Genomic DNA, 12827 nt, shown 5'->3' with positions numbered 1-12827 from the left:
CGCCAAAGGCTCCGCGCCAGCGCCCGTCGCTTCACCCGCCCAGCAGGGCACAACCCACGCCGGAAACGAACTCAAAACTGGATAGAAACTGGGGGCAACGTCAGCGGAAATCCAGGAGCGCTTCGGCTATTCCAACACGGCAAGCGTTGACAGCAGAGAGAGTGAGTTTGAAGACGCAGACTTCTCGTCGCAATGTCGTCTGGGTTCAACGCTCAATCGACCACGCTCAGCAGTGAAATTGCGGCAAGTGGTCTCAAGACAGTTCCACTGTCAGTGGCAGGCCGGGTGTCAAGATCGCCTTCTGAGTCATCGGACGAGGCAACACTCGCTAATTCGAATTGGCGGGCGCGGAGGAATACTGGTTTTTGCCTGTTGCCCTTGCTCGGCCCCGCCAATGCGATCCGTCGGGAAGTTTAGCCGATAATTCGCCTTGAGTCAGTGCGGCGATAAGTAGAGAGCAATCGAGTTCCTCACGGAACGGAACCTTCAGGTCACTCTGAGCTGCCATCCGAAGCGATCTCAATCTTGCTGTCTTCTCGGTGCGTTCGGCATGCTCAGCTTCGGCAATGACCTTCGCGGAGCGGATAAGCTTTCTATTTTCCAGCCAACACATGTGTTCGATCCTGCAAAATTTCTTCTTGGAGCTTGCCGCAGCTTTTCCGCGCGTTGCGCGGCGATCAGCCCAGTTCGGATCCAATTCCGCTTTTCCGCTCGCTAAGCCCTCTCTGGCGCCAATACGTCGTCATGCCCTCTCTCTTCGAGGTTGTCGCCCTTCATTGTAATGAATTCGGTTGATTGGTGATGGTGCCGCTCCCGCCAAACGGCGCGGGCCGTTGGCTGGCAATAGCGGTCGGGCCTAATCGAAGTCTCGCAGACAGTTCCTATTCGCGCAAAATGACACGAAGCATCTTCTGCCCGAATTGAGCCTCGCTCGCCGGGAGCGGCAGCTCTAGCCGTTGACGAACGCCATCAGCAACTCCGGTTCGGGTACGGGCGCGCGTACTACATTCAATTGACCTCGATACCTGCGTTCGCCGGCCCCGATGACAAAGCCGCTGGCGATCGGAACTTCGCCGTTGGCATCGAGCCGGGCAAAAATGTCGGCGACGTTGAGATCTAGCGCCAGCTTGAGATCTGGTCGTGCATCATAGTCTGGTCCGAGCGGCAACTGACGCTTGACCAGTTGCTGGAACGGAGCATTGAAAGTCAGGATCTTCTTCGATGACGCCAAGCCGAAAGCGGGCGAGGGGCAGGCAAGCAATATGGCATTGATTGTCCTGATCGATGCAAGCTTCCGCAGGACGATGTTTTCATCCGCGAGCCCGTTTATGCAAGCCACCCGTATCGCCGATGTCAGGTTACCAGTGTTGGTCGCACTTTCGGCGATTTCCTCAATCAGCATGCCGATCGTGCATTTCCTACTTTCAGCCATCTGCTTCAGAGATATCCAGAAAGCCTTTTCCAGACGGATGCCGCGGCGTATGCCGCCACGCGCGACCACCCGGAATTCCAGCCCGAAATCCTCTTTCGTGATCGTTAGAAGCAGCCGATCACGATTGGTGCGAGGAGAAATGGCGATAGCGCTCACTTATGATCTCCTGACGCCTTGATGGTCGGCTTCAAAAGGTAACTTAGAGTCGTATTGCGGCCGTCTCGGTGTCGACTGAGCACATCATGCCCCGGATGACCAACTAAGTCCTGCCTCCATTTCGAGCGTCGAATCGTCTGTCGCGACACGCGCGACGCCAAAAGCGGCGGACGATCTTCTCTGGCAAGCATTCCCTACGCTCCCGTATCCCGCTCTAATCGATCTTGCGATAATACACCTTGCCGTCAGGCTGCTCTATGCGCCGGTAGGAGGAGCTTGGGGCAGGAGGCACCGGTGCTGCACTGCTCCTTTTGGGCGGGCGTGGTGCTTCGACGATACTGCGTTCGGTCGCTTCTTCACCATCGAGATCGCTGAGCGGCTCCGCCGTGGCGCTGGTCATCTCAACAAGAGGCTCCGCCACGGTAGAAACGTCGTCGTGGACCACCGGTAAGTTCTGTTCAATTCGGGCAATGCTGTCGTTGATCTGGCTGAAGCTACCCTGCAGTTGATTGTCCAGTTTTTCGAACCGGCTTTGAAAACCGTTGTTGACCGTATCGAGGCGGGCCGCAATCCGTTGCTCGAACAATCCGAGCTGTTCCAGCCTCCCTTCGACAGAGCGCAGATCGTTGATGCTGCGGAAGAGATAGGCGGCGGCTGTTAAATTTGCTCCCGTGATCAGCAAGGCGCCTGCGGCGACAACGCCGATCATCCTGGCATTGCTAGGTTTCCCAGCGACAGCTTGTTCGAATGCTTGGGTCGCCGGCCCAATGTCGATCGCCGGCATGTCCGGGTCGCTAATCATCGTCATTGGACCACCACCTTTGCACCGACCGAAACGCGCTTGAAAAGATCGATCACATCGGTATTGGTAAGACGAAAGCATCCCGATGTGCCGTCGAAGCCAACCCCTGAAGGGTCGTTGGTGCCGTGTATGCGATAAAGCGTGTCGTGCCCGTCTCGGGATAAGTAGAGCGCCCGTGCGCCGAGCGGATTGTAGGGACCGGCCGGCACCATCTCCGGCAGCTCCGGCTGGCGCGCGCGCATTTCTTTCGGTGGGCGCCATTCCGGCCATTCGGTTTTCGCCCTCACTTCCACGGTGCCGCTCCAGCCAAATCCGTCACGCCCGACGCTGATCTGATAGCGCAGCGCCTCACCCTCTCGGGTCACAAGATAAAGCGCCTTCTCGTGCTTGCGGATAATGATCGTGCCCGGCTGTTCCGCGGTCTGGAAAGCAACGAACTTGCGCAGGCTGGGGCCCATGGCTGGCAGCGGCCGCTGGTCCGATAGCGCGGAGCGGGCATGGGCGCAGTCCCAGGCCGATACCAGGCCCATGATGCAAGCGCCTGCAAGCAGCGGAAGGAAGCGGTATCTACCGGGCAGGGTCATCGAGCCTCTCTTTGAAAATCCGCTTCAGATCCCTGTTGAAGCGTGCCCGCCCGTCCACTTCGGAAGGCATGATGGCTCGGTTCAGCGCATCGGTCAGCAGCGCATTGTCCAGGGCAACCGATTTGATGTGCGGTGCCTTGAATATCTTCTCGAGTTCGCTGCGCGAAAAATGGTTGCCGAACCATTTGCGCTTGTGCTTGTTGGCGACCAGCGTGATGTTCACCGAATTGCCGCGCAAATCGCGGATCTTCTTGTAGAGCCGCTTGCCCTGCCGCAGCGACGCGACGTTGAGCTCGAACACGATGAAGATCGCGTCGCTCGTGGAAAGCACAGGATTCTGCCAGGGAGTTTCGATGTTGGGCAGGTCGATGACGATGTCGTCGAAGCGATAGGCAACAAGGTCCAGCAGCCGGAACACGAAATCCGCGCCCTGCGGCTCGAATGGCAGTTGCGGCCTTTCGAAGGCGTACAGCGTCAGGCCGGACGGGCGCGAGAGCTTGATAACGTCCATCAGTTCGACATCGAGCCTTTCCGGCTGGCCGATGATGCCGGCAAGGTCGAACTGGTTGAAGAGGTTGAGATAGGCGCCACAATTGGCACTTTGGAAATCGAGGTCGACGAGGCAGGTTGAAGCTGCACGTTCGGTGGATTTTGAGGCCAGGAAATCCGCGGCCGACAAAGCGAGCGTCGTGGCGCCGGCCCCGCCGCTAGCGCTGATGAAGGTGATGATGCGGCTCTTGGTGCCCTGGTTGCCGGTGTCATGGAAGGTGACCGCATTCAGAAGCTCCTTGGCATCGACTGGTTTGTGCAGCCAGTCCGAGGCGTTCATCCGCACCAGGATGCGCGTCTGTTCAGAGGTCAGCTCGTCTGAAACCGCAATCAGCGGCACGGCCGCCCACAGGGCGCGCCCCTCGACAATGCCGGGCTTGCCAAGCAGCTCGCCATTGGCAAGGTCGAGGATTACGATGCCCGGCCGCGTGTCGGGGATCGGGCCTTTGAGAAAGTCATCCGTTTCGGAAATCCGGACGTCATAAATAGCCAGCGCGTCGAGCCGCGTCGCCACCTCGTGCTTGAACTGTGAATCCGACGAGAACAGGGCGACCTGCTTTCGTTTGGTTGGGAGAACCTTGGTGTTGATGGCGTTCATGGTGATGTGCTCTTCAGGTCTTCGCCCGTAACCGTGCTTAGCATGGACGGCATGGTGACGTTGGCAAAGCCCATCAGCCCTTGCAGAAAGAAGAACTGAAAGGTCACGTTTTGAAGACTTACGGTGATTGTTGGCACCGGTCCCCCCAGCCGGGTCTGATAGCCCAAGCCAGTGGCGCTGTAGGTGACCACCACATTGTCGCGGCGCAAGCGCGGAAAGAAATGGCACATCCCGGGCCGTTGATTTGCTGCAAGTGGGGGACAGGCATCATCGTTGGTGTTTGCCGTGTCCCCGCGAAAGACACGGCTGAAGTTGGCGGCATTGAATGTGCCGCCGTTGGTGCAAGCCCCTGTGCCAGCCGTATATGTGCAGACAAAGGGGCCATATGCCGCGGCAACGACTGGCGCACCCGGTGTCGTCGTCGGCGCCGCAGTCGCAAGGGCCGTCGCAATGGGGTCTGAAATCGAGGCCAGCCGGGCGCCGAGCTGGACCGCCTTGGTAGCAGCGTTCCATTGGTAGAAGGCGTGAGCGAAATCGACGAAACCGAGGACAAGGGCAAACAGCAGCGTCGAAACGATAGTCATTTCGACCATCGCCGCGCCGTCGTCCGACTCCGCAAAACGCTTGATCATGATCAGAACCGGATCAGCCGCTCCTCGTGAGAGCCGTTCAGCGTGATCGGGCCGATGCCGATGATCGACAGCATGCCGACCCCGCTGTACGCCAGGGTACCCGCAGCCCTGACGATACAGACCTGCGCGGTGGTTGATCGATATTGGGCGACGCCGGCGACCACAGCATCGTGGCAAGAACCAGCGGCAGCGATTGTCACCGTCACATTCGATTTCTGCCAGCCGCTGACGCGTGCACTGCCGGCTCCCGCCGCATTGCCGAACACAGCGATATTTGCAGCGATATCGGCGCAGTTGACCGCCGCAAGCCCCGCTTGTGTATACAATTGGCTGTTGCAGCGCGCGGCGAAGCGGCTTGCATCTGAAAGTCCGGCTTCCATCAAGAGTTTTTCGTGAATCAGATTGCCGAACTCGAACACGCCACCCGCCAAAATCAGCATCAGCGGCGTGATCAGCGTCATTTCGATGAGCACTGCACCGCGTTGATCGCATCGAAATCTATCCAGATGGCGCAATAGCATTCCAATCATCGCCATCACCGGTAAAGCTGAGCTTCGTCGCGGAGGAAATTGTCTAGCGTGCCCTGGCCGCCACCCCCAGTAACGTCAACCAATTCAACCATCACGGATGCGTCTTCCGATGGCGACGCAACCGGTTCAGTGAGTAAAAAGCTTGCAAAAGCTTCCACCGGCAGATCCGTGCTGTGGCCGGACAGATCGCTGCCGGCAGCGTGGAGTGCATTGCAGTTCAGGATCGCACCGTAAATCAACCGACGGTCAACCGTCGTGACAGGAGGTTGGCAAGTTGCCGACGGGGTTCCGATCTCTCCACCAGTCGACGCCATGCCTACCAACCCGGCTGATATCTCGTAACGGTAGACCTGATAGCGCGTCGGCTTGGTCGTATTCCATGAAGATGGGTAGGCAGCGGAACCAAAGTTGGTGCTCCAGTAACCAGAGAAATTCCAATTTCCATCGCCCATTCGGCCGCCGAGGTATGGAGTGGTCGCGTCGCGTGGAAGGCCCATTGTTCCAGCTTGGGTGAATGAAAGTTGGTTCATGGAAGGACATTGGTTTGCGCTTCCTCGGGTCTTGATTGCCCCTTTGCGGACGTTCGCGGCTGGACCGTATTCAGCACTATTGAAATGGTTGCCGCTGGCTGCAATGCCGAAACGAACATTGAAGGCGTCTTGCACTGGGCCGGCGTTCTGGCCAGTTTTCGTGCTAACGTTGGCGGAACTGTAGCAACCAATCGGCCTTGATGTTGCAATCGTCTGAGCGAGGGCTTGAGCACCGTTCCCCACACCGGCCGGAGGTTCGAGGAAGCCGAAGTTACCAGGGCCAGCGGCAGCCCCATTTCCGACCTTCCTCAGTTCGATCAGTCGACGATGTACAGCCGGGTTGGAGACGGCCTGCTCAAGTGTGAATCCGCCCGCTGCATTCGTCCCGTTCACCGTCTCGTAAGGGTTGCACATAAAAACCGGCGTGAAATCGCACACGCCGGAAGTGAAGCCCGCCACAGCGACTGCGCCAACATTGAAATTGTTGCTGGCGCTGGATGACAAGAAGGAAGCCGGGAAGATTGCAGCAAACCCGACCGGGGCTACAGTGACTTCAACAAAACGGGCAAGTTTGGCGTCATTCAGCTCGTCGGTGATCACATTGGCCGGCAGAATCGGGAGATTGTCGGTGGCCGGCAATGAGCGAAGATATCGGCGTGTTACTCCGGCGGAAGCGAGCGTTTGAGGAGGGCCGGCGGTCGAGAAGGTGTATCGATTGCGTACCAGCGTAGCGATCGCCCTATCAGCACGGCTGATAGAGCCCGACGTCCCGTCCAGCTCAGCCGCGCCTGCCAGGGCAAACGCATCAGCACCCTTCTGCAGATCGTTATGCAGATTGTTGAGCCGGCTCATGTCGATCACCAGCAGAGAAAATCCGATGATCGCCGGCAGCATGACGCTGACCAGTATCAGCGCTATTCCCCTCTGATCGTGCCAGAACGCGCGAATAATACGCAGCATGGCCTTGCTCTTTTGCTCCTTGACGCCAGGATTCCTTGTTTACCTGACGCGCTGATCCTTCTGTTCAATCCGCCGTGTCTTTCGGCGTCCCGACATTGACCGTGATGGCCGGCGGCGGCGGTGGTGGCGGTGGAAACTTGTAACTCTGGGCAAGAGCAGCAGCGCGCGCGCCATCCCCTTCAATGGCGGTCTTTTTCGACGCCGGATTGAGCGGATCGACCGTCTGCAGAAGCGAATTGTATTTCTGGGTGTCGCCTGCGGCCAGTGTCACCGTGTCGTAGCGGTTTAGATAGTCGGCGCAGCCCGCCAACCCGCTGGCACACAAAAGCATGATCAACACCCTATTTCTTGACATAGATCATCTTGTCCTTGGATTTCACGTCGAGCATGTGGCCATAGGGGCCGACGACGCCTTCGCCTAGTTCATATTTGCGCACCATGTCCTTGGTTACTTCCAGTTGGCCAAGCACGAAAAATTCCGGGTCGTTGGCCGGCCGTGTCTTGTCGAATGGCGTCGCCAGTTGCTCGCCGGGCTTCACTGGGCGAACAATATGCGGGGTGACGATGACGACCAGTTCGGTCTCTTCCTTCTGATTGCTTGAATTGTGGAACAGCGCGCCGACAATCGGCACTTGGCCGAGCCATGGCACCTGCCTCTGGATCTTGGTATTCTTGCTGGACAAGAGCCCGCCGACGGCGAAACTCTGGCCGTCGCGCAACTCGACGACGGTCGCCAGCTTGCGGGTGGTGAAGATCGGGTCGCCAGCCGGCGTGAAGCCGTTCAGGTCGCTTACCTCCGGCGCTAGCTTGATATGGATCTTGTCGTCGTTGAGCACGATCGGCGTGAACTGCAGATTCACGCCGAACTGCTTGTACACAATGTTGATCTGGCCGTCGCTGTCCAGGCTGCGGATGGGCACTTCACCGCCGGCGTTGAAGCTGGCCGGCTCGCCGGAAAGCGTGGTGAGATTGGGCTCGGCCAACATGCGCACGACACCCTTTGCCTCAAGCGCCTCGATGATCAGATCGACCTTGATGTTGCTGTCGATGACGCGAGTGATCAGCGCCGCGAACGGATTGGTGTTCGAGAGCAGGCCAGTGAGCAGACCGCCCGGTCCGAGCACCACGTTATCTTCATCGACGGCGGCAATGCCCGTTCCAGTTCGGGTCGTTCCGCTGTTGTTCGTGCTCCTGATCGACACACCAAGGTCGCGACCGGCATTGCGCTTGGCCTCGAGCACGCGCACTTCCAGATTCACTTGCTGGCTGTCATCAACGGTAACGGCATTGATAATCGCGTCGGGACCGTATTGCTGGGCCACTTCCAGGATCGACGCCAGCGTCGCGCCGTCTTTCACATGCCCGCCGAGCCGGACCTTGCCATTGACCGAGCCGATATCGATCCGCGATCTGGGCGCTACCTGCCGAATTGCCTGCGCCATATCGTTGACGTCGACGCCGACCTCGATCTGGATTACGCCAAGCGAGCGCTTGTCTTCGGAAAAGAGATTGACGGTTGTGGTACCGGCGCCCTTGGCAATGACGTAGAGCGTCTTGTCCGTCATCGGCTGGGCATCTGCGATCTTCTCGTCGGCGACGACGATATCGCCAAGAGTGGCATTCACCTCAATCGTCAGCGATTGCGACATGGGCAGGAAGACACGATGGACCTTGGGGTTCGACACGTCGATACGGCGATCGGCTGCCGTAGCCTCAAGGCCGATCGGCAGTAATATCACCGAACAGGCCAGCGCGGCGGCTGCCAGTGTTTCCCGGACCGTTCGCATCTACATTCCCCCCTTTGGCGGCTCTTCGGACGCTCTTTATCTCAACATACCAGAGTTATCTTTGTCGCGGTACGTCATATTTTTCGAGCTTCACGCCCCGAAAAACGCCGATAGTCGCACGGGCTGACGGCTCCGGCTGCACATATTTGATCACTTCCTTAACGACCTCTTGCGCTTCGGGTGCCGAGGTCACGGCCGGAGCAGGCTTTGCTTTGCTCAAGTCGTCGAGCCGGTTTCCGACCTGTTCGACGGCCCGAGTCAGGCCATTGATCTTGTCGTCCGCGCGCTTGCGCTCGGCTGCCGCAGCAGCATCGGCCGTCGCCTGCCTGGCGAGTTCGGCCTGCCTGGCTGCGACATCGGCCGGCGTTTCGCCGGTCAGGTCGGAAAGCGTGATGCGTTGGGTGATCTCGTCCTTGCCGGCGGCTGCCTGGCGAAGCGCGAGCGACAACTGGCCGGCGCCGGCGGCCAGCGTCAGCTTCTGGGCGTCCTTGGTGCTAGCCTCGACAGTCACCGATTTCACCACCGTCGGGCTGTCGGTGCTTTCATCGGCGACCTGGTCGACGGCGAGCACCTTCATGCTCTGCAACAGCACGTCGACGAAACTCTGGTCTGCATCTCCAGGGTTGCGCACGGTGCGCGTCAGGAGCACATCGACCCGATCACCTGGGAAAACGAATCCTGCGACCCCGAGGACGTCGTTGACTCTGATGGAAACAGCTTTCATGCCTTCGCCGAGCACCGCCGAAAGAGTGGCGCGCTGGCCGGGACCGGTAATCTTGGTGGCAAGAACGGGTTCATTGGCGCCGATCGCCTGCAGCGCCTGCTTTGTGCCTTCACCAGCCAGTAAATCCTTTGTCGTCTTGAAAGCACCGGCCGGAACCGCGCCCGCCGGCCATACGATTTCACGCAGCTTGTCGGCCGACAGCGTGTCGCCGAATTTCAAGGATACGGCCGCGACCACGATGGTGTCGCGCGGCACGTCAGTCTTCGCCATAGCACTGCGTTGACTGGTCAGCCAGATATTGGCAAGAACCACCGCGAGCACGCCGAATACGCCGGCGAGAACGATCATGATGACAGTATTTGCACGCACTTTCTTTCCCCGCCAGACTCCGTTCACCCATCGCCTGGATCGACGCCGGGAGAGCCCCCGGCGTCGTTGGTAGGACTAAAGCGATCACGGCAACAGCGCGTAAAGCCCCGTCCATTGGCCGGCAACCCAGCCACCGACAAGAATGATGGTGGCGATCACTGCGACAGTGATGATGCCGAGCAGGATGGTATATTCGACCATGGCAGCGCCGTGTTCGTCGTCGCGAAACTGCCGGGTCATCGTCATGAGCTTTTTCATGCCAAATTTCTCCCTTTGGAGGTTCAAACCCTGACGAGACGAGCCAAGGATGAAATCGCATACCTGAGCATCCTCCGTCGACTTAATCCTAGGGGCCGATAAAAAGCAGAGTCAAACAAGTTAACGGTTCTTTAACTTCTTTATACCTGTGCTGTGCCTGAAATGGTATTAACGTTTCGAGGTTCTGTCTGCAGCAAGACATTGAATCTGCCTGCTTTTCGCCTGTCTTTTAACCATCCGTTCACAATTTCGCCGCTTCTATGGCAGAAGCGAGGCGATATTAGCGGATAGGCATATTCCATTATATCCAAGGGCTTGCCGGAGCCCGAAAGGGGCCATCGTGGCCAAAAAGACGCGAGGCGGTGTTTTGGCAGCCCCTTGTATATTTGCGGCCGGACGCCTCGTTCGATTAGATGAGATGTTTTTTCAACCTGGATGTTAAATATGCAAGAAGTATTGAGTTCGGGAACGTGCTCGGTGCCTGCCGTCTTCGGGGTTAACGTTTACTACCCCCGAAGGCGAGTCCAAGGGGGTAGCGCAAAATGCTGGGCCGGTTCACCAAAGGGTCAAGCGAGCCGCGGGTCGAGCCGAAGCTCGATCCGATCGTGCCGGCAGTCCCCGCACTCTCCCGTTCTGCGGAATTCGAATCACCGGGGGAGGATTTCCTTACGCTCAAGGTCGAGCTCCACCGCCACTTGATTGATCGCTTCAACCTGACGGCCCTTGAGAGTGCGTCCAAGGAGGAAATCCTGAACGAGATCCGCCCCATCGTGCGGGAATTCGTTCGTGCTCGCAACGTGCCGCTTAACGCCCGCGAACTAGACCAATTGACCAGCGACACCGCCGACGAGATGCTAGGGCTGGGTCCGATCGAGCCGTTGCTCAAGGATGATTCGATTTCCGATATTCTGATCAACACCCACAAGCGAGTCTTCATAGAGCGGCGTGGCGTCATAGAGGAGACGGCGATCCGCTTTCGCGACGAAGCCCATCTCCTACGTGTCATCAACAAGATCGTCTCGGCTATCGGCCGGCGCGTCGATGAATCGGCGCCAATGGTCGATGCGCGGCTGGAAGATGGGTCGCGAGTCAACATAGCGGTGCGGCCGATCTCGGTGGATGGCCCGCTGGTCTCGATTCGCAAGTTCTCCAAGAATCCCTATTCGCTCGAACGCCTGATGGCGTTTAATTCGATCCGCCAGCCGATGATCGACCTGTTGCGCATTGCCGTGCAGGCCCGCAAGTCGATCCTCGTTTCCGGCGGCACAGGCAGCGGCAAGACGACCCTGCTCAACGCCTTGTCGAGCTACATCCCAGCCAGGGAGCGCCTGATCACCATCGAGGACGCAGCGGAACTGCAGCTGCAGCAGCCGCATGTGGGCCGTCTCGAGACGCGTCCGCCCAATGTTGAGGGAAAGGGCGAAGTTCGCCAGCGCGAATTGCTGAAAAACGCGCTTCGCATGCGGCCGGACCGCATCATCGTCGGCGAGGTGCGCGGCGAGGAAGCCTTCGACATGCTGCAGGCTATGAACACCGGCCATGAAGGTTCAATGACCACCATTCATGCCAACACGCCCCGAGATGCGATATCGCGATTGGAACAGATGGTCGGTATGGCTGGCATGCCGATGAGCCACGATTCAATACGGGCTCAGATTGCCTCGGCCATCGACGTCATTGTGCAGACGCAACGGCTTTCCGATGGTGGAAGGCGGGTTGTTTCCATATCAGAACTCACCGGTATGGAAGGCAATGTCGTACAGGTTCAGGAACTTTACCATTTCGTCCGCCGCGATGTGACTGCCGAGGGCCAGATCGTTGGGGAATTTCGTGCGACCGGCATTCGTCCGCGCTTTGCCCAGGAAGCGGCGACGCTTGGCCATCAGTTCGCCAAGGACGCGTTCAACCCACAGGTCCCGCTCTAATGCCGACCGGCCAGACGTTGCTCTACTTTATCTATGTACTGGCGGCTGCGTCCCTCATCCTCGCGGCCGAGGCTCTGTATGTAACTTACTCCAAGCGGCGCTCAACCGTCAGCACGATCAACCGTCGGCTGAAGCGGCTCGCCGATGACGCTCCGGCCGAACAGACCTTGCAGGGATTGCTGCGAGAACGTGGGCTTACCAGCTCGGGCGATTTTCTTTTCAATGCTGTTGGCCTGAACAGGCTGTACACCCAATCCGGCGTTACCGGGAATCCGCTGTCGTTCCTCGCGACATTTACTCTCGGTGGACTGGCTCTGGCCCTGGTATTTGCGTTCCTGCTGCACTTCTCCGCCGTGGTTTCGTTGATCATCTTTCTGCTCATCGGATTCGTCCTGCCGTTTCTGGTCCTCCGTCGCGCGCGCGCCAGGCGAATCCAGAAATTCGCGAAGCAATTGCCGGATGCCCTTGAGATGATCGTGCGTTCGCTGCGTGCCGGTCATCCGACTTCCGTGGCTGTAAGCCTTGTCGCACGAGAGATGCCTGATCCGCTGGGCACCGAATTCGGCATTGTTTCCGACGAGATCACCTTTGGCCTTAGCCTTGAAAACGCGGTGCGAAAACTCTCGCAACGCGTCGGTTTCGAAGGTCTGCATTTGCTGTCAGTGTCGCTGTCGATTCAGGCCAAGACTGGCGGCAATCTTACCGAAATTCTGTCGAATCTCTCAGTGGTGCTGCGCGAAAGGCAGAAACTCAGGTTGAAGATTAGGGCGCTCTCGGCCGAGGGGCGAATGTCCGCGTGGATCATTTCCCTGTTTCCTCTCTTGATGCTCGCCATCCTCACGGGCCTGGCCCCCAGCTACTACGGTGATGTGTGGGACAGCCCCTTGATCATGCCAGTGTTCCTGGTTTTCGGATTCTGGGCGCTGCTCGGCGACTTCATTATGTACCGTATGGTCAATTTCGATTTTTGAGGGAGCGGAGCTTTAGAGTT

At 58.5% G+C, this 12827-nt stretch carries 14 protein-coding genes; 2 read left to right on the top strand and 12 right to left on the bottom strand.

Going from position 1 to position 12827, the window contains the following annotated elements; all coding sequences use genetic code 11:
* Window positions 1-328 precede the first annotated feature (328 nt).
* The 12 genes from NKJ84_RS20810 to NKJ84_RS20755 all read right to left on the bottom strand — a co-directional run bounded on the left by NKJ84_RS20810 (window position 329) and on the right by NKJ84_RS20755 (window position 9911).
* A complete protein-coding gene (locus NKJ84_RS20810) occupies window positions 329-697 on the bottom strand; it encodes a hypothetical protein (protein WP_352508008.1) in 369 nt (122 codons plus the stop codon).
* Between the two features lie 252 nt (window positions 698-949).
* The gene (locus tag NKJ84_RS20805) at window positions 950-1588 is read right to left on the bottom strand and encodes a ribbon-helix-helix domain-containing protein (RefSeq protein ID WP_502904032.1); all 639 of its coding nucleotides are present in this window, start codon (window positions 1586-1588) and stop codon (window positions 950-952) included.
* A gap of 214 nt (window positions 1589-1802) precedes the next feature.
* Complete coding sequence (locus NKJ84_RS20800) at window positions 1803-2396, bottom strand: hypothetical protein (protein WP_352508007.1); 594 nt, start codon at window positions 2394-2396, stop codon at window positions 1803-1805.
* On the bottom strand, window positions 2393-2974 hold the full coding sequence (locus NKJ84_RS20795) for a L,D-transpeptidase (protein ID WP_352508005.1): 582 nt from the start codon (window positions 2972-2974) through the stop codon (window positions 2393-2395). Before NKJ84_RS20795 ends, NKJ84_RS20800 begins: the two co-directional genes overlap by 4 nt.
* On the bottom strand, window positions 2958-4121 hold the full coding sequence (locus NKJ84_RS20790; RefSeq protein WP_352508004.1) for a CpaE/TadZ family protein: 1164 nt from the start codon (window positions 4119-4121) through the stop codon (window positions 2958-2960). The genes NKJ84_RS20795 and NKJ84_RS20790 overlap by 17 nt, the downstream gene beginning before the upstream one ends.
* Complete coding sequence (locus NKJ84_RS20785) at window positions 4118-4753, bottom strand: TadE/TadG family type IV pilus assembly protein (RefSeq protein WP_352508003.1); 636 nt, start codon at window positions 4751-4753, stop codon at window positions 4118-4120. The genes NKJ84_RS20790 and NKJ84_RS20785 overlap by 4 nt, the downstream gene beginning before the upstream one ends.
* 2 nt (window positions 4754-4755) lie before the next feature.
* Window positions 4756-5274 (bottom strand): TadE/TadG family type IV pilus assembly protein, encoded by a 519-nt coding sequence (locus NKJ84_RS20780; RefSeq protein WP_352508010.1) that lies wholly within the window; start codon window positions 5272-5274, stop codon window positions 4756-4758.
* 14 nt (window positions 5275-5288) lie between these two features.
* On the bottom strand, window positions 5289-6773 hold the full coding sequence (locus NKJ84_RS20775; RefSeq protein WP_352508002.1) for a TadE/TadG family type IV pilus assembly protein: 1485 nt from the start codon (window positions 6771-6773) through the stop codon (window positions 5289-5291).
* A gap of 64 nt (window positions 6774-6837) precedes the next feature.
* Window positions 6838-7104 (bottom strand): hypothetical protein, encoded by a 267-nt coding sequence (locus tag NKJ84_RS20770; RefSeq protein ID WP_352508001.1) that lies wholly within the window; start codon window positions 7102-7104, stop codon window positions 6838-6840.
* A gap of 10 nt (window positions 7105-7114) precedes the next feature.
* Window positions 7115-8560 (bottom strand): type II and III secretion system protein family protein, encoded by a 1446-nt coding sequence (locus tag NKJ84_RS20765; RefSeq protein ID WP_352508000.1) that lies wholly within the window; start codon window positions 8558-8560, stop codon window positions 7115-7117.
* Between the two features lie 55 nt (window positions 8561-8615).
* Window positions 8616-9653, bottom strand: coding sequence for a Flp pilus assembly protein CpaB (cpaB, locus tag NKJ84_RS20760; RefSeq protein ID WP_352507999.1), 1038 nt, complete (start codon window positions 9651-9653; stop codon window positions 8616-8618).
* Between the two features lie 84 nt (window positions 9654-9737).
* A complete protein-coding gene (locus tag NKJ84_RS20755; protein WP_352507998.1) occupies window positions 9738-9911 on the bottom strand; it encodes a Flp family type IVb pilin in 174 nt (57 codons plus the stop codon).
* Between the two features lie 542 nt (window positions 9912-10453).
* Between NKJ84_RS20755 and NKJ84_RS20750 the strand changes: the two genes are divergently transcribed.
* Both NKJ84_RS20750 and NKJ84_RS20745 read left to right on the top strand, forming a co-directional pair.
* Window positions 10454-11836 carry a TadA family conjugal transfer-associated ATPase gene (locus NKJ84_RS20750; protein ID WP_352507997.1) on the top strand — a complete coding sequence of 461 codons (1383 nt, stop codon included), beginning with the start codon at window positions 10454-10456 and terminating at the stop codon, window positions 11834-11836.
* Window positions 11836-12807 (top strand): type II secretion system F family protein, encoded by a 972-nt coding sequence (locus NKJ84_RS20745; RefSeq protein WP_352507996.1) that lies wholly within the window; start codon window positions 11836-11838, stop codon window positions 12805-12807. The genes NKJ84_RS20750 and NKJ84_RS20745 overlap by 1 nt, the downstream gene beginning before the upstream one ends.
* The last annotated feature ends 20 nt before the right edge of the window (window positions 12808-12827 follow it).

This window comes from Mesorhizobium sp. M0048 (assembly GCF_040323405.1).
Lineage (GTDB): Bacteria > Pseudomonadota > Alphaproteobacteria > Rhizobiales > Rhizobiaceae > Mesorhizobium.
This window is presented reverse-complemented; position numbering and strand designations above follow the sequence as displayed.

Bases quoted from the DNA above. Each gene is read 5' to 3' on its own strand.
- NKJ84_RS20800 (WP_352508007.1), bottom strand. From the start codon at position 2,396: ATGACGATGATTAGCGACCCGGACATGCCGGCGATCGACATTGGGCCG.
- NKJ84_RS20795 (WP_352508005.1), bottom strand. From the start codon at position 2,974: ATGACCCTGCCCGGTAGATACCGCTTCCTTCCGCTGCTTGCAGGCGCT.
- NKJ84_RS20790 (WP_352508004.1), bottom strand. From the start codon at position 4,121: ATGAACGCCATCAACACCAAGGTTCTCCCAACCAAACGAAAGCAGGTC.
- NKJ84_RS20785 (WP_352508003.1), bottom strand. From the start codon at position 4,753: ATGATCAAGCGTTTTGCGGAGTCGGACGACGGCGCGGCGATGGTCGAA.
- NKJ84_RS20780 (WP_352508010.1), bottom strand. From the start codon at position 5,274: ATGCTATTGCGCCATCTGGATAGATTTCGATGCGATCAACGCGGTGCA.
- NKJ84_RS20775 (WP_352508002.1), bottom strand. From the start codon at position 6,773: ATGCTGCGTATTATTCGCGCGTTCTGGCACGATCAGAGGGGAATAGCG.
- NKJ84_RS20770 (WP_352508001.1), bottom strand. From the start codon at position 7,104: ATGCTTTTGTGTGCCAGCGGGTTGGCGGGCTGCGCCGACTATCTAAAC.
- NKJ84_RS20765 (WP_352508000.1), bottom strand. From the start codon at position 8,560: ATGCGAACGGTCCGGGAAACACTGGCAGCCGCCGCGCTGGCCTGTTCG.
- NKJ84_RS20755 (WP_352507998.1), bottom strand. From the start codon at position 9,911: ATGAAAAAGCTCATGACGATGACCCGGCAGTTTCGCGACGACGAACAC.
- NKJ84_RS20750 (WP_352507997.1), top strand. From the start codon at position 10,454: ATGCTGGGCCGGTTCACCAAAGGGTCAAGCGAGCCGCGGGTCGAGCCG.
- NKJ84_RS20745 (WP_352507996.1), top strand. From the start codon at position 11,836: ATGCCGACCGGCCAGACGTTGCTCTACTTTATCTATGTACTGGCGGCT.